Below are 15511 nucleotides of genomic sequence, written 5' to 3'. Positions count from 1 at the left end.
ATTTTATCCATTCTTATTGATTTTTATAAATAAATTTATTAAGAAATACAGAGTATTACTTCTTATATTGATTTCTGTTTCATCTATTGTGTATGCAAATATTATAGTTAGCAGTTACCCTGACTTAGCATTCTATACGCTACTACCAAGGGCATGGGAATTAATTCTTGGTGGAATTATGTCTTTTTTTGTAAAAGAAAGAAGAAGCAATATACATAAAGACCGATCATCTTTAACTTCGTATCTGCCAGTAATTGGAATGTTGATGATTGTTTATTCAATGTTGTTTTTTGGAAATGACATCAAACACCCTTCATTTATCACCCTAATCCCTGTAGCTGGTTCATGTTTGATAATCGCATTTGCAAATGGTGCCGATTTAATATCTAAAATATTATCCTTGCGTCCGATTGTCTTTATTGGCTTGATATCATATTCTCTATATTTATGGCATCAACCTGTTTTTGTTTTTTACAGGATATTATTTAGTGAAAATATCACTCCTTATTACTGTGTAGCATTAGCATCAATTTCAATTGTTATTGCGTCTTTTTCATATTTTTTTATTGAAAAACCATATAGAGCAAAACATGTTAAAAGTAAGAATACAATAGTATTAGCAACGTCTCTGTCAGCATTGCTTGCTTTCTCTATTTATGCAAAGGCCGATGGGGGTTTTCAGTGGCGTCTTGCAGGCATTCTGAAAGAAACCTATGAAATGTACAAAGAACCAGAGTTCAGGAAATTGGCAGATTATTCAAATATTGGTAAAAGTTTAAGAGGTGAACCTGATAGTTATTTATGTGGTTTACGTTCTCTTGATAACCCGTGTAACTTTGGCGGTGATGACATCATCGTATTAGGAGATAGCTATGCTGGACAATATGCACCAACAATTTTAGATTACTCAAAAGAAAATAACAAAGGGATGTTATCTCTCACGTATGAGCAATGTCCATTTGTGAGTGATATGTGGTTTGGCAATGTTCCTGAATGTGTGGTTGTCAATGAGCAAAGATGGAAAGCCATTGATTCTCTTAAGGGTAAGAAAACTATTTTTATAGCTGCTAATTATGATCAATTCCCGCTTGCTAAGGCTCCTGTGTCATCTCCTTTAGAGATGGCGAAGCAAAATTTTAGTGGCGGAGATTTTTTAGGTGGCGAGCAGGCATATATCTCTCTATCTAATAATGTTAAGAAACTCGTGTCCAAGGGGCATGATGTATATATTGTATACCCAACCCCTAATCCGTCTGAAGATGTTGCCAACATAGTATTCTCAAAACTAAGATCTATCAATTATAAGTTTGAGACAACATACACAAGCAGCAGAAATGGGCTTAACTTAGCAAAACAGCAATCCGATATATTAGATAAATATATTCCTGACATGAAAGGATTGCATAAGATAAAACCTATAAAAACTTTATGTGATGACAATGGTTGTAGAATAATTGACCATAACGGCGGATTATATAATGTTGGTTTTCACTTATCTAAATCTGGTGTTAAAGAAATACTTAATGATAACGGCTTTGTAATTAATTAGTGTATTTTGTCCACCAACATTATCAATACTAAAAAAACAGCGGCAATTTCGCCGCTGTTTTTATATAAAATAAGTAACAGAACCAATTATCTCAGCATTATTACCTAGAACATTTAGTTGTACATTCATATTACCAGCGACAGATGTAGCTCCTGTAAATGTTATGTAATTACTTTCAGCATCAACCCTAGGCAATAGCGCAGCCACAGCCGTAGTTAAATTATTGTAATATCCAATAGATCCAACAGAAGTAGCCCCTGGTCGAGACAAAAAAGGTAATCCACCTATCCTATAACCATCTCCACTTCCAATAATCGTTATCCCTATGTGAAAACTTGCGGTCACTACATCACCAGTTCTTGTATAACTTCCAACTTGTTTATAGTAGGACGCATTTCCGCCTACAGTCGGAATCCAAACTCCAGTTTCTATATCACCACACGACCAGTCTTCTGCTGTTGTTAGTTTTCCAGTAACAATAAATTTACTTCCACCACCAGAATTATAAGGAACAAAAATTGGTTTTATTCTTGCATAAGTGTTACCGATCTGCTCATTAAGATCATTTCTATCAATAAGAACTTGACCATTTTCGAAGTTTGAAATCTGGCAGTCTGTTACACTCCAGTCTCTTAACTTCACATCAGCATCCATGACACCAATAAGCTTACCAGCATTACCAATTTTTTCTTTATGCATATTTACATACACATTTCTTACCGTAACAGACTGAGGGAACAAATAATTATCAGGATTAGTTTTATCACTTAAAACAGATATTACCCAAGGTCTGTGTTGAGTACTTACTTCACAATAAAATCCATCAATAAGCGTTCCAGATGCCGCTGGTCCAAGTAGTATTCCACCTGTAGAGTGATGCGCACTACCTCCAATTACTCTCCCCTTAACGCAGTTAATATAGGCAAAATATCCTAAATCTTGATTGTCATAGGCTGACATAGCACAGTCTCTAACTGTTACTCGCGAATTTCCTCCATCATAAGCTGAGCCATCAGTTTTCTTACCAACTATTGATATAAAGTTACCAATAGCAACTCGACTATAAAAAGTTTTTTTATAACACCCCTCAATTAAAATATCCCAGTTTTCAAACTGAGCATATATATCATAAGAGCTGGCATTCCCATAATCTATGAAATCACAATATCTTATTTTCGGCGTATAAACGGCACTCTTTATCTTTATACCACCTAATGCTCCCTCCCCACCTGTGAATCTAATGCCAGTAACGGTGTAATCGCCTTGATAGAAATCATCTGCGGTAGGATTATTTTCGTCAGAATCATCACCCAATATAATAGCAAATTCACTCCCTGAACAATTAATTGTCGCCCCATTATTTGAATATATAGTTACAGGCCTTATAAACTCCAAAGAATTATTTATTAGATACTCTCCATAAGGAAAAAAATCTCAACTGGTGGTGAGTACTTTGGTCTGGAGTTTACGTAATTCATAATATTGATTACACCAACATCATCATTCGTGCCATCACCTTTAAACCCAAAGTCTTTCGCGCTCACAAAATCTGCATTTTTATCGTGCTGTGCTCTCTCGATTGCCATAGAGAGGGGTTGTTTTACACGAACAACTGAATCATCAACTAATAATGGCCCATTTTCAGATAGCAATCTTTCCTGAAATTGATCAGGGTCATACTTCAGCACATTAGGAAAATAGAACTGCTGCACACCGTACGCATCATAAACAGACATAGAATGACCTTGCACAGTAACGAATTTGGCAATCTGTCCGTTATGCACCGGATATCCAGCAGCATTGATAACGATTGGCTGTGCAACAGGAACGTGAGAACCGTCTTCGTTCTCCACATAAACCTGAATCTGGTTTTCAGTATTTACCGGGTCAGTGTCAATTTTACCGATATAAATTTTGCCATTGGCTACGGCTTTAAAAGAACGCGCCATAGTGAAGAGTTGCGAAGGCATCCCAATTACAACATTGGCTGTAATGTCTGTCATTTAATTTGCTCCGGACGTAGCAATGCCGAACAAGATGCAACTTGCCCAGCATTGCACTAATGTCAGTTATGATTTGTTAATTATGAGATGAGTCTATGCAAAGAGATCTGTTGAATATTGCGCTCTACATATTTGGTTTTTGCATATTCCTGGTGTTTGCGAAGCTATTCTGACAACGCATCAGACTTAGCACCCTGAGTCAGGGCGTTAATGGCCTTTTGTGCCTGCTGCATGGCTTTCTCGAACGCTGTTGATCCGCGTGGGGTGTTTGCCATTCGGAGCATTGCATTTCTGAATGGCTCGCTCTCATAGGCGCGAGTAAGAAGTCCGTAGCTTACTGCTGCGCCAGTTGTTGCAGGGTTCATTGCCGTACCATACCCGATAATGAACGGGATGGTTTGCTGCCCTGTGGGTGTTGTTACTGCCGCTTTTGCAGCCTGCTGCGTGGATTGCAGGTAGTTTTTCAATCCTTTCAGATAAGCAGCATCCTGCCCCTTAAATGTTATTCCAGTCTGGTTTTGCAGGATGTTAAGCTGCCGAAGGAACTGGTCAGGGGATCCACCTGATTTCTCCATCGCCTTTCCAATGATGCCATTGCGCATTTGCGCCCTGCCAACACGGCCAACTGAGTTGTACAGCGTCTTAATTTCCGATTTGTTCTTGCTGAATAGCATGTTGTTGACAACTTCCGGAGTAAGATCGCCTTTCATGAGAACATTCTTCAGCCTGGTATTCTTTAGTTTCGCCGCTTCGTCAGCGTAGACGGCATTGGCCTGCTGATATTTCCGGAGAGTATCGTTGCCAAGATTCTGACCAATGGCACTATTGATATCGTCGGTCATTGCCTTGTAAACGCGCTGAATGGCGGCATCGGAACGGTTTGGTAACACTGGTCGCTCACCCTTCACGTCCATTCTGAACTGGCTGCGCAGATCGCTTAATTGCTTCAAATCCAGATTGACCGGACCATCAGGACCAGCATTGCGAACAAGCTCATCACGATATGACTGAAGTTTTGAAATCGTCTCGTTATCAGCGACCTTACCAAGCTTCTGCAGGTTAGATATCTCAGTATCAATCTGCTGAATTGCTCGTGCAGGTTGAATGTTGACTCCTGCCATTGCATTCTGAACCTGCTCAAGACGGTTCCCTGCGGCACGCCGAATTCCTGATGTTTTCGCTTTAAGGCTGTCAATAACAACTGCCGGATCGTACTCGCCGAATTTATCAGCAAATCTCTGCACCAACTGACTTCTCGCTTCCTGTTGCGTTGCTCTCATTCCGCTTGTGCCAGCCAGGGGGATATTTTCTGCTGTAGTCTGCGCCATTTTCCCGACGCGGGAAGTAGGCTGTAACAGGTCTGTGGTGTGCAGAGGAACTCCTTCACGCTCTGCAAACCTGATAGCCTGTTGAGCTTCTGGTGCTATCGCACCACGAACGCCACGATAAGCAGCGCCTAATCCACGTCCGGCAGCGTTAATAGCGCCGCCAGCCAGAACGCCAACGCCTAAATCGGTAGCGAGTGCTTCCGCATCATCTTTCGCACTATTTGCAGCAAGTGACCCGACTGCGTTTTCAGCGAGAAGGCGAGTTGCACCCTGAGCGATTCTACCAGCGAGTGTTGGTGCCTGTGTTGCCGCTCTCTCAATGCCAGCAGGAGTGAGGTAAGGCAATGCTTCAGCAAATACCCTTCCCTCTGTCGTTTGTGGAGTCAGCGCGCCTTGCTGAAGGCCAAAGTCCTGCTCTAATCCCTGCGTTGTTACTCGTGGCGCTGGTTGATATGTACCATCGCCAATACCGAGTTTACCGCCAGCCCATGCCGCCGCGCTTGTTACAGCATCGGCAACTGATGCAGGTATGTTTGCCACGTTCACGCCAGCCTGCACCAGTCCGCGACCAGTCTCTTTTACTGCTTCGCCAAGATCAGACATAAATCCACTTTGCTGTGGTTGTTGCTGTGCTACTGGTTGCTGTGTCTCCACTTGCTGCACAGATGGCAATGGATAGGCAGCATAGAAAGCTTGCTTAGCCTGCTCTGCATTTTCTCCGGCTTGCGGGGCCACGACTTCATTGAAGTATTGCTCCTGAGCCTGCGCTTTTTGTTCTGGTGCTAACGCCTGATACTGTGGAGAGGCGATAACATCTTTCCATGCTTTAGCCATTAATCACCCCATAGTGAAGAAAAATTACTGCCAGTAGTAGGTTGTTGCGCTGGCGTATTCTGTACTGGCTCCTGATAATCAAACTGTTTTTTAACAGTGCTCAACTTGCTTTCAAGCTGATTTCTAATCTTTCCGATAGAGTCACGAAAAGCCTTTTCACTCATTTTGGGGCTTAGGGCACCAACCGCATCGGATAATTTTTTACCCTCAGCATCTGAAAGAGCCCCCATCCCCTTAAGGGACTGCACCATAGGAAGGAATGTTTGAGCTTTAAAGGTGTCTAGTCTTGCTTCAAAGTTAGCCGCATCAGAACCAGGAACTGTCGGAAATGCTGAGCGAATGCCTACTGCTTTTGAAAGGCCGGGGCTTTGCTCTATTGAAGTGGCACACTGAATTTGGCCACCTGAACAGAGGTGATATGCTCACCTCAGAACAACACAGGTGCTCCAATGAAAAAAAGAAATTTCAGCGCAGAGTTTAAACGCGAATCCGCTCAACTGGTTGTTGACCAGAACTACACGGTGGCAGATGCCGCCAAAGCTATGGATGTTGGCCTTTCCACAATGACAAGATGGGTCAAACAACTGCGTGATGAGCGTCAGGGCAAAACACCAAAAGCCTCTCCGATAACACCAGAACAAATCGAAATACGTGAGCTGAGGAAAAAGCTACAACGCATTGAAATGGAGAATGAAATATTAAAAAAGGCTACCGCGCTCTTGATGTCAGACTCCCTGAACAGTTCTCGATAATCGGGAAACTCAGAGCGCATTATCCGGTGGTTACACTCTGCCATGTGTTCGGGGTTCATCGCAGCAGCTACAGATACTGGAAAAACCGGCCTGAAAAACCAGACGGCAGACAGGCTGTATTACGCAGTCAGGTACTTGAGCTACATGGCATCAGCCACGGTTCGGCCGGAGCAAGAAGCATCGCCACAATGGCAACCCGGAGAGGCTACCAGATGGGACGCTGGCTTGCTGGCAGGCTCATGAAAGAGCTGGGGCTGGTCAGCTGTCAGCAGCCGACTCACCGGTATAAACGTGGTGGTCATGAACATGTTGCTATCCCTAACTATCTTGAACGGCAGTTCGCCGTGACCGAGCCAAATCAGGTGTGGTGCGGTGATGTGACCTATATCTGGACGGGTAAGCGCTGGGCGTACCTCGCCGTTGTTCTCGACCTGTTCGCAAGAAAACTAGTGGGCTGGGCCATGTCGTTCTCGCCGGACAGCAGGCTCACCATGAAAGCGTTGGAAATGGCATGGGGAAACCCGTGGTAAGCCCGGCGGGGTGATGTTCCACAGCGATCAGGGCAGTCATTATACGAGCAGGCAGTTCCGGCAGTTATTGTGGCGATACCAGATCAGGCAGAGTATGAGCCGGCGCGGAAACTGCTGGGATAACAGCCCAATGGAACGCTTCTTCAGGAGTCTGAAGAACGAATGGATGCCGGTGGTGGGTTACGTAAGCTTCAGCGAGGCAGCTCACGCCATAACGGACTATATCGTTGGATATTACAGCGCACTAAGACCGCACGAATATAACGGTGGATTACCCCCAAACGAATCGGAAAATCGATACTGGAAAAACTCTAACTCGGTGGCCAGTTTTTGTTGACCACTTCAGTGCCACTTCAAACAGAGAATGGATGAAGTTTTCACTGAGCTTTATATCAATCGTCATTTGAAAGTGAAAATTCATGGTCTTCGAATGCTCGACGTGAGAGTTCTTGGTATGTATCCGTTCGCCAGTGCGGATTCTACTAATGTTGCTGTTAACGTACCGAAGACAGAGAAGCGATTTCCTGAGATTACCGACAAACTGGCACGTACAGCTGTACTTCGCGCTGCTATTGAAAAGGTGCACCCGCCATCGATATCAGCATGGGTAGACAGAAAGATGAGAGAGCCGGCGCAAGCCGGTTTTTTATTTGAATTCACCGACGCCGCTTAATGCGGATTTCTTTTATCTGAACTCGCTACGGCGAGTTTTGTTTTATGGAGATGATAAATGCACTTCCGAGTCACAGGTGAATGGAATGGAGAGCCATTCAACAGAGTTATCGAAGCAGAGAACATCAACGACTGCTATGACCACTGGATGCTGTGGGCGCAGATAGCACATGCAGACGTAACCAATATTCGAATTGAAGAACTGAAAGAACACCAAGCCGCCTGATGGCAGTTTTTTATTGGGGGTAGTAGATGGCTGCAATTCACATTGTATCATTAATATGCAATGCAATTCAGATAGTTGCTTGCATTATCTTTGTTTCCTCAATCCTTCGCTCCCGCCGATATTCTCCAGCAATTAACCCACATCCTGCACAGGTTGAAGCCGTCAGGATGGCTATAGAGTTACGAAATGAGATGAATAAGGCATTAATGGAGATGGAGAAACCATTCACTGACAAACATTAAGAGTGGAAATAAAGAAATCACACCGCCTCACACTCGATGAGGCCTGTTCATTTCTCAAGATATCCAGACCTACCATCGCCGCATCAATGCGGCTTTTTCTTGCCTGATTTGCAGGTTCGATTCCCTATTCGGAGATAGCACTCATGCAACACGAACTACAGCCTGATTCACTGGTTGATTTGAAATTCATCATGGCTGATACTGGCTTTGGTAAAACCTTCATCTATGACCGGATTAAGTCCGGCGACCTGCCAAAAGCCAAAGTTATCCACGGTCGAGCAAGATGGTTATATCGTGACCATTGTGAATTCAAAAATAAGCTCTTAAGCCGCGCCAATGGGTAAAATAGCGGGTAAAATATTTCTCACATCTAAAAAACACCATTCCAATCAATCCCCTGCTGCTTCAAGTAGATGTCTGCAGGGGACACCATTTATTACCGCCTTCCATACCCCACCATAAAGCGGATCATCAAGCCACAAGCCGGGGCAATAAACATAAATATCCCCGTTACCAGCTCATTACCGCCAGTTAACCACATAGTGAAGTAATAAATGAGGGCGGCGAGGATCACCATGCCGAAAAATGAAGAGACAGCAGATACTACATTTAGTACCTGGCCAATATATCCGCTGACACAAACGATACACAGAGCGAGAAACATCCATAAATAAATCATAGCTCAACCTCCTGCCGCGCTAAAAAACCTGTTACTTCAGGTAGTTTAATAGTAAGACAATTCTTAATCGCTGGCAATTTTTGCCAGGTCCTAATAAAAACAAGATGTTAAAAATAGAGCTATCCTGTTCTGAAAAATATTTACTTGAGTGATTAATAATCAGTGGCTGAAAACAATCGGCTGATGATAAAATGGAAATACCGCATTCATGCTCCTCGTGGTTTTGTCCTGGCTAGTCTTTACACTCTTTACAGGAACCATTGTCGTACATGATGGCCTAATATATTGAGTGTACCGCTGTCGACATGGAATCTTCTGCGATACAACAATTCGTATCTACAGAAGGTAACTATGTTTCCACAACGCAAATTTTCCCGCGAGTTTCTCCATCCTCGCTACTGGCTCACGTGGTTTGGTCTGGGCGTACTCTGGCTTTGGGTACAGCTTCCTTATCCTGTCCTGTGTTTTCTTGGCACACGTATCGGCACGATGGCCAGACCATTTCTGAAACGTCGCGAATCCATCGCCCGCAAAAACCTTGAACTTTGCTTCCCACAGCATTCATCTGAAGAACGCGAGAAGATGATTGCCGAAAACTTTCGTTCACTCGGCATGGCGCTGGTAGAAACCGGCATGGCGTGGTTCTGGCCCGATCGTCGCGTGCGTAAATGGTTTGATGTTGAAGGTCTGGATAACCTGCAACGCGCACAAATGCAAAATCGCGGCGTGATGGTAGTCGGCGTACATTTTATGTCACTGGAACTGGGCGGCCGCGTAATGGGGATTTGCCAGCCAATGATGGCAACTTATCGTCCGCATAATAATCAATTGATGGAATGGGTGCAGACCCGTAGTCGGATGCGTTCGAATAAAGCGATGATCGGCAGAAATAATCTGCGCGGTATTGTTGGTGCTTTGAAAAAAGGTGAAGCCGTATGGTTCGCTCCCGACCAGGATTATGGTCGTAAAGGAAGCTCCTTCGCTCCGTTCTTTGCGGTAGAAAATGTTGCGACAACCAATGGCACTTACGTATTGTCACGCCTCTCAGGTTCCGCCATGTTGACTGTGACGATGGTACGAAAAGCCGATTACAGCGGATACCGTTTGTATATCACCCCAGAAATGGAAGGCTACCCGACTGATGAAGGTCAGGCTGCGGCTTATATGAACAAGATTATTGAGAAAGAGATTATGCGCGCACCGGAGCAGTATCTCTGGATCCACCGCCGCTTCAAAACGCGTCCGGTGGGTGAAGCGTCGTTATACGTTTAACAAACGACCAGCTCTTCTTCCCTCCTCAAATTAGCCATAATAACTCAATGGTTTTTATGGCTTTTTTCTTAAGGCTTTCCCCTTCGCTGAATCATGAATTATTACTGACAGAAATTAAACTGTCGCCGATATGAGACACTCGTAAGTTACTAAAAGTAAATAAGAAAATGCCACTTGTTTCAATTTAGTTTTAGGCGTACATTAGCGCCGTCTCGAGCAAATCAGCTCAGAATTCTGGGGTGATGCCCACGGCAAAACAGAGGCCTGTTAAGGTCGTTTTCCCGGTGTCAGCTCACTGTATCAGATGTAATGAAGTCATTCAGGCGTAACTGTAATTACGCGGAGAGATGTAAAGTGAAATATTTCTTTATGGGCATTTCTTTTATGGTCATCGTTTGGGCCGGTACTTTTGCCCTGATGATCTAAAAGCAAACTGTGCAACGAAAAACAGGAGCCATCTGGCTCCTGTTTGCTTTTCTGAGAATGCATTTATTCGGCGTTTTCGTGAATATGTTTACTGCTGGCGGGCAGTAAACCGTCTGCGCGGAACATCGCTTTAATCCCGCGTATCGCCTGACGAATACGGTCACGGTTTTCAATCAGCGCAAAGCGTACATGCGTGTCGCCGTAGTCGCCAAAGCCAATCCCCGGAGAGACACAGACCTTCGCTTCGTTAAGCAGCTTTTTGGCAAACTCCAGCGAGCCTATTGCCGCATACGGTTCAGGGATTTTTGCCCAGACATACATCGAAGCCTTCGGCATTTCAACCATCCAGCCCGCTTCATGCAGCCCTTTTACCAGCACATCGCGGCGGCGCTTATACTGTTCGGCAATATCGCGCACGCACTGTTGATCGCCTTCCAGCGCGGCAATTGCAGCCACCTGCAATGGCGTAAAAGTACCGTAATCGTGGTAGCTTTTGATACGCGCCAGCGCACTGACCAGCGTTTTGTTACCGACCATAAAGCCAATACGCCAGCCTGCCATGTTGTAACTTTTCGACAAGGTAAAGAACTCGACCGCCACGTCACGTGCGCCCGGAACCTGCATGATTGACGGCGCTTTCCAGCCATCGTAGACAATATCGGCATAGGCCAGGTCGTGAACCACCAGTACATCGTAGCGTTTCGCCAGCGCAACAACCTTTTCGAAGAATTCCAGTTCCACACATTGCGCGGTTGGGTTCGACGGGAAGCCGAGGATCATCATCTTCGGTTTCGGATAACTTTCGCGAATTGCGCGTTCCAGTTCATTGAAGAAATCAACACCCTCCACCAGTGGCACTGAACGTACCTGCGCACCGGCAATCACCGCGCCGTAGATATGAATCGGATAACTTGGATTCGGCACCAGCACAGTGTCGCCGTGATCCAGCGTCGCCAGCATCAGGTGCGCCAGCCCCTCTTTCGAGCCAATGGTGACGATGGCTTCTGATTCCGGATCTATCTCAACGTCGTAGCGATCCTGATACCAGTGGGAAATGGCGCGACGCAACCGGGGAATGCCACGTGAAGTGGAATAGCCATGTGTGTCCGGGCGCTGCGCCACGGTACAGAGTTTTTCGACGATATGCGGCGGGGTCGCGCCGTCCGGATTGCCCATACTGAAATCGATAATATCTTCGCCACGCCGGCGCGCAGCCATTTTCAGTTCAGCGGTAATGTTAAAAACGTAGGGCGGGAGACGATCAATACGCGTAAAGCGACGTTCAGGGCGAGTGTCAGCCATAATTTCCTCAGATTAACGTGAGCGCCCGGACCGTCCGAGCGACGCTGCCACGATGGGTGGCTGTTTTGAAAATAGCCTGATTAATTTCTGTCTGTCGAGCGTTTTAGCAAATATTTTTTTCTACCAAAAAAAGAGGAAAACCTGTAATAAAACGGGAAATCCTTACTTTCTTTCAGGAAAATTAAATTCATATTAATTAACATTATAATTTCAATAAATTTACTTATTGAGTGTGCATTATCAAGAGATGCATTGCCAATACACCATTTGCCTGACAATCCCCTTTTAAAATTGTGGTTTTTCCTCAAAAACGGCCTGCTGGTCATCAGCCTTCAGGTTACCTATCATAGAGGTTTAATCCTTATCCAGAGTTACCCGTGCACGAAATATTCAACATGCTGCTGGCGGTCTTCGATCGGGCAGCGTTAATGCTTATCTGCCTGTTCTTTCTCATCCGTATCCGTCTGTTTCGCGAACTGTTGCACAAGTCGGCACACTCACCGAAAGAGCTGCTCGCCGTTACCGCCATTTTCTCGCTGTTTGCCCTGTTCAGCACCTGGTCCGGTGTGCCGGTGGAAGGCTCACTGGTTAATGTACGTATTATTGCGGTGATGTCCGGCGGGATTTTATTTGGCCCGTGGGTGGGGATCATTACCGGCGTGATAGCCGGGATTCACCGCTATCTTATTGATATTGGTGGCGTGACGGCGATCCCCTGCTTTATCACCAGTATTCTGGCGGGATGTATATCGGGCTGGATCAACCTGAAAATCCCCAAAGCGCAGCGTTGGCGAGTCGGTATTCTCGGCGGCATGTTGTGCGAAACGCTGACCATGATTCTGGTGATTGTCTGGGCGCCGACCACTGAACTGGGGCTGGACATTGTGTCAAAAATCGGGATTCCAATGATCCTCGGCAGCGTCTGTATCGGTTTTATTGTGCTGCTGGTGCAAAGCGTTGAGGGCGAAAAGGAGGCCAGCGCCGCGCGGCAAGCCAAGCTGGCGCTGGATATCGCCAACAAAACGCTGCCGCTGTTTCGCCATGTCAATAGCGAGTCATTACGCAAGGTCTGCGAAATTATCCGCGATGACATTCACGCCGATGCGGTAGCAATCACCAATACCGATCATGTGCTGGCCTACGTTGGCGTGGGTGAACATAACTATCAGAATGGTGATGACTTTATTAGCCCAACCACACGTCAGGCGATGAATTACGGAAAAATCATCATTAAAAATAATGATGAAGCTCACCGCACACCGGAAATCCACTCAATGCTGGTGATCCCGCTTTGGGAGAAAGGAGTCGTTACCGGGACGCTGAAAATTTACTACTGCCACGCACATCAGATCACCTCGTCATTGCAGGAAATGGCGGTCGGTTTGTCGCAAATCATCTCCACGCAACTGGAAGTTTCTCGCGCCGAGCAGCTGCGTGAAATGGCAAATAAGGCAGAGCTTCGCGCCCTGCAAAGCAAAATTAATCCCCATTTTCTGTTTAACGCTCTGAATGCAATCTCCTCATCAATTCGCCTGAATCCGGATACCGCTCGCCAGCTGATCTTTAATCTGTCACGTTATCTGCGCTATAACATTGAATTAAAAGACGATGAGCAAATCGATATCAAAAAAGAGCTGTATCAAATAAAAGACTATATCGCCATTGAGCAGGCTCGCTTTGGCGACAAGCTGACGGTTATCTATGATATTGATGAAGAGGTGAATTGCTGTATACCCAGCCTGCTGATCCAGCCGTTGGTGGAGAACGCTATTGTCCACGGTATTCAGCCTTGCAAAGGTAAAGGCGTTGTCACCATCAGCGTTGCAGAGTGCGGTAATCGGGTACGCATTGCGGTGAGAGATACCGGGCACGGCATCGATCCGAAAGTGATTGAGCGGGTCGAAGCGAACGAAATGCCGGGCAATAAAATTGGCCTGCTGAATGTCCATCATCGCGTGAAGTTATTGTATGGCGAGGGGCTGCATATCCGCCGCCTAGAACCAGGAACGGAAATTGCGTTTTACATTCCTAACCAACGCACCCCAGTCGCCTCACAGGCTACGTTATTGCTTTGAGCCGGAGTGATATTGTGAAAGTCATCATTGTTGAAGACGAATTCCTGGCACAACAGGAACTGAGCTGGCTAATTAAAGAGCACAGCCAGATGGAGATTGTCGGCACCTTTGACGACGGTCTGGACGTGTTGAAGTTTTTGCAGCATAACCGCGTCGACGCCATTTTTCTGGATATCAATATTCCGTCGCTGGATGGTGTGTTGCTGGCGCAAAACATCAGCCAGTTCGCCCATAAACCGTTTATTGTGTTCATCACCGCGTGGAAAGAACATGCGGTAGAAGCGTTTGAACTGGAGGCGTTTGACTACATTCTCAAACCGTATCAGGAGTCACGCATTACCGGGATGCTGCAAAAACTGGAAGCGGCCTGGCAACAACAGCAGACCAGCAGCACGCCTGCCGCGACGGTAACGCGTGAGAATGACACCATTAATCTGGTGAAAGATGAGCGAATAATCGTCACGCCAATTAACGATATCTATTACGCCGAAGCGCACGAGAAAATGACCTTTGTCTATACGCGGCGTGAATCCTACGTAATGCCGATGAACATTACCGAATTTTGCAGCAAACTGCCGCCGTCGCATTTTTTCCGCTGCCATCGCTCATTTTGTGTCAATCTGAACAAAATCCGCGAAATCGAACCGTGGTTTAATAACACCTACATTCTGCGACTGAAAGATCTGGATTTTGAAGTGCCAGTCAGCCGCAGCAAAGTAAAAGAATTCCGCCAGTTAATGCATCTTTAATCGGGAACTTTCATGAAAGCACCAGGCTTGCCCGCCGATCAACAATTTTTCGCCGATCTGTTCAGCGGCCTGGTGCTTAACCCGCAACTACTGGGGCGCGTCTGGTTTGCCAGCCAGCCTGCCTCGTTGCCGGTGGGCAGTTTATGTATTGATTTTCCCCGTCTGGATATCGTGCTGCGCGGCGAATACGGCAACCTGCTGGAAGCAAAACAGCAACGCATGGTGGAAGGGGAAATGCTGTTTATTCCGGCGCGCGCGGCTAACTTACCAGTCAACAACAAACCGGTGATGCTGTTAAGCCTGGTGTTTGCACCAACCTGGCTTGGGTTATCGTATTACGATAACCGCACCACGTCGTTACTGCATCCGGTTCGTCAGATCCAGCTTCCAAGTCTACAACGCGGTGAAGGTGAAGCGATGCTCACCGCCCTCACCCATCTCAGCCGTTCGCCGCTGGAGCAGAATATCATTCAGCCACTGGTGTTAAGTTTGCTGCATCTTTGCCGCAACGTGGTGAATATGCCGCCGGGCAATTCACAGCCGCGCGGGGATTTTCTCTATCACAGCATTTGTAACTGGGTTCAGGATAATTATGCCCAGCCGCTCACCCGCGAGAGCGTGGCGCAGTTTTTTAATATCACGCCCAATCATCTGTCAAAACTGTTTGCTCAGCATGGAACGATGCGTTTTATCGAGTATGTGCGTTGGGTGCGAATGGCGAAGGCGAGGATGATTTTGCAGAAATATCATCTGTCGATTCATGAAGTGGCGCAGCGTTGCGGCTTTCCGGATAGCGACTATTTTTGTCGCGTTTTCCGGCGTCAGTTTGGTCTGACGCCGGGAGAGTACAGCGCCCGTTTTCAGGGCTAACT

The 15511-nt window shown here is 46.1% G+C and carries 13 protein-coding genes and 3 pseudogenes; 10 read left to right on the top strand and 6 right to left on the bottom strand.

The features are described from left to right. Nucleotides 1–1549, top strand: a 1549-nt coding sequence (locus HEN21_RS19770; RefSeq protein ID WP_183082930.1) for an acyltransferase family protein, incomplete at its 5' end; no start/stop codon positions are given. Between the two features lie 60 nt (nt 1550–1609). On the opposite strand, the gene HEN21_RS19765 is transcribed toward HEN21_RS19770, so the two are convergent. From HEN21_RS19765 to HEN21_RS19750, 4 genes and pseudogenes are all read right to left on the bottom strand, one after another. Further along, nucleotides 1610–2863: a hypothetical protein gene (locus HEN21_RS19765; protein ID WP_176252341.1), complete on the bottom strand. Its 1254-nt coding sequence runs from the start codon at nt 2861–2863 to the stop codon at nt 1610–1612. Nucleotides 2864–3206: 343 nt separating this feature from the next. Beyond that, nucleotides 3207–3552: pseudogene (locus HEN21_RS19760) on the bottom strand (phage head-binding domain-containing protein); the annotation flags it as partial. Nucleotides 3553–3716: 164 nt separating this feature from the next. Continuing rightward, entirely contained in the window at nt 3717–5714 is a 1998-nt protein-coding gene (locus HEN21_RS19755; RefSeq protein ID WP_176252340.1) for a lytic transglycosylase domain-containing protein, read from the bottom strand. Beyond that, nucleotides 5714–6091 (bottom strand): annotated as a pseudogene (locus HEN21_RS19750) (acyltransferase); the annotation flags it as partial. The pseudogene HEN21_RS19750 and the gene HEN21_RS19755, both read right to left, overlap by 1 nt. A gap of 72 nt (nt 6092–6163) precedes the next feature. Between HEN21_RS19750 and HEN21_RS19745 the strand changes: the two are divergent. The 4 genes and pseudogenes from HEN21_RS19745 to torI all read left to right on the top strand — a co-directional run bounded on the left by HEN21_RS19745 (nt 6164) and on the right by torI (nt 8480). After that, nucleotides 6164–7333 (top strand): annotated as a pseudogene (locus HEN21_RS19745) (IS3-like element IS911 family transposase). A gap of 27 nt (nt 7334–7360) precedes the next feature. Continuing rightward, nucleotides 7361–7669, top strand: coding sequence for a hypothetical protein (locus tag HEN21_RS19740; protein ID WP_286192504.1), 309 nt, complete (start codon nt 7361–7363; stop codon nt 7667–7669). Nucleotides 7670–7726: 57 nt separating this feature from the next. Then, nucleotides 7727–7894, top strand: a complete 168-nt coding sequence (locus HEN21_RS19735; RefSeq protein ID WP_000545737.1) for a hypothetical protein — start codon at nt 7727–7729, stop codon at nt 7892–7894. A 385-nt stretch (nt 7895–8279) separates the two neighbouring features. Further along, nucleotides 8280–8480, top strand: coding sequence for a response regulator inhibitor TorI (torI, locus tag HEN21_RS19730; RefSeq protein WP_001163428.1), 201 nt, complete (start codon nt 8280–8282; stop codon nt 8478–8480). 92 nt (nt 8481–8572) lie between these two features. Here the strand turns inward: torI and HEN21_RS19725 are convergent, their stop codons facing one another. Next, on the bottom strand, nt 8573–8815 hold the full coding sequence (locus HEN21_RS19725; protein WP_000639882.1) for a YfdY family protein: 243 nt from the start codon (nt 8813–8815) through the stop codon (nt 8573–8575). 351 nt (nt 8816–9166) lie between these two features. On the opposite strand from HEN21_RS19725, the gene lpxP reads away from it, so the two are divergent. Together lpxP and ypdK are read left to right on the top strand one after the other, a co-directional pair. Then, nucleotides 9167–10087: a kdo(2)-lipid IV(A) palmitoleoyltransferase gene (gene lpxP / locus HEN21_RS19720; RefSeq protein ID WP_176252339.1), complete on the top strand. Its 921-nt coding sequence runs from the start codon at nt 9167–9169 to the stop codon at nt 10085–10087. A gap of 354 nt (nt 10088–10441) precedes the next feature. Beyond that, a complete protein-coding gene (gene ypdK, locus HEN21_RS23140) occupies nt 10442–10513 on the top strand; it encodes a membrane protein YpdK (protein WP_010723117.1) in 72 nt (23 codons plus the stop codon). Between the two features lie 63 nt (nt 10514–10576). Here the strand turns inward: ypdK and alaC are convergent, their stop codons facing one another. After that, entirely contained in the window at nt 10577–11815 is a 1239-nt protein-coding gene (gene alaC / locus HEN21_RS19710) for an alanine transaminase (RefSeq protein WP_000785907.1), read from the bottom strand. Between the two features lie 377 nt (nt 11816–12192). Between alaC and ypdA the strand changes: the two genes are divergently transcribed. Genes ypdA through HEN21_RS19695 form a run of 3 tightly spaced genes read left to right on the top strand, consistent with a single transcriptional unit; the run spans nt 12193 to nt 15509 of the window. Continuing rightward, a complete protein-coding gene (gene ypdA, locus HEN21_RS19705) occupies nt 12193–13890 on the top strand; it encodes a two-component system sensor histidine kinase YpdA (RefSeq protein ID WP_000544385.1) in 1698 nt (565 codons plus the stop codon). Nucleotides 13891–13904: 14 nt separating this feature from the next. Then, on the top strand, nt 13905–14639 hold the full coding sequence (ypdB, locus tag HEN21_RS19700) for a two-component system response regulator YpdB (protein WP_001295458.1): 735 nt from the start codon (nt 13905–13907) through the stop codon (nt 14637–14639). A 12-nt stretch (nt 14640–14651) separates the two neighbouring features. After that, nucleotides 14652–15509, top strand: coding sequence for an AraC family transcriptional regulator (locus HEN21_RS19695; RefSeq protein ID WP_176252338.1), 858 nt, complete (start codon nt 14652–14654; stop codon nt 15507–15509). Nucleotides 15510–15511: the final 2 nt, after the last annotated feature.

Source organism: Escherichia sp. 93.1518, from assembly GCF_013368915.2.
In the GTDB taxonomy this organism is placed as follows: domain Bacteria; phylum Pseudomonadota; class Gammaproteobacteria; order Enterobacterales; family Enterobacteriaceae; genus Escherichia; species Escherichia ruysiae.
This window is presented reverse-complemented; position numbering and strand designations above follow the sequence as displayed.

Excerpts from the sequence above, each read along its gene's own strand:
- lpxP (WP_176252339.1), top strand. The coding sequence starts at position 9,167 with ATGTTTCCACAACGCAAATTTTCCCGCGAGTTTCTCCATCCTCGCTAC.
- HEN21_RS19740 (WP_286192504.1), top strand. The coding sequence starts at position 7,361 with ATGGATGAAGTTTTCACTGAGCTTTATATCAATCGTCATTTGAAAGTG.
- HEN21_RS19735 (WP_000545737.1), top strand. The coding sequence starts at position 7,727 with ATGCACTTCCGAGTCACAGGTGAATGGAATGGAGAGCCATTCAACAGA.
- HEN21_RS19755 (WP_176252340.1), bottom strand. The coding sequence starts at position 5,714 with ATGGCTAAAGCATGGAAAGATGTTATCGCCTCTCCACAGTATCAGGCG.
- HEN21_RS19725 (WP_000639882.1), bottom strand. The coding sequence starts at position 8,815 with ATGATTTATTTATGGATGTTTCTCGCTCTGTGTATCGTTTGTGTCAGC.
- torI (WP_001163428.1), top strand. The coding sequence starts at position 8,280 with ATGCAACACGAACTACAGCCTGATTCACTGGTTGATTTGAAATTCATC.
- HEN21_RS19695 (WP_176252338.1), top strand. The coding sequence starts at position 14,652 with ATGAAAGCACCAGGCTTGCCCGCCGATCAACAATTTTTCGCCGATCTG.
- alaC (WP_000785907.1), bottom strand. The coding sequence starts at position 11,815 with ATGGCTGACACTCGCCCTGAACGTCGCTTTACGCGTATTGATCGTCTC.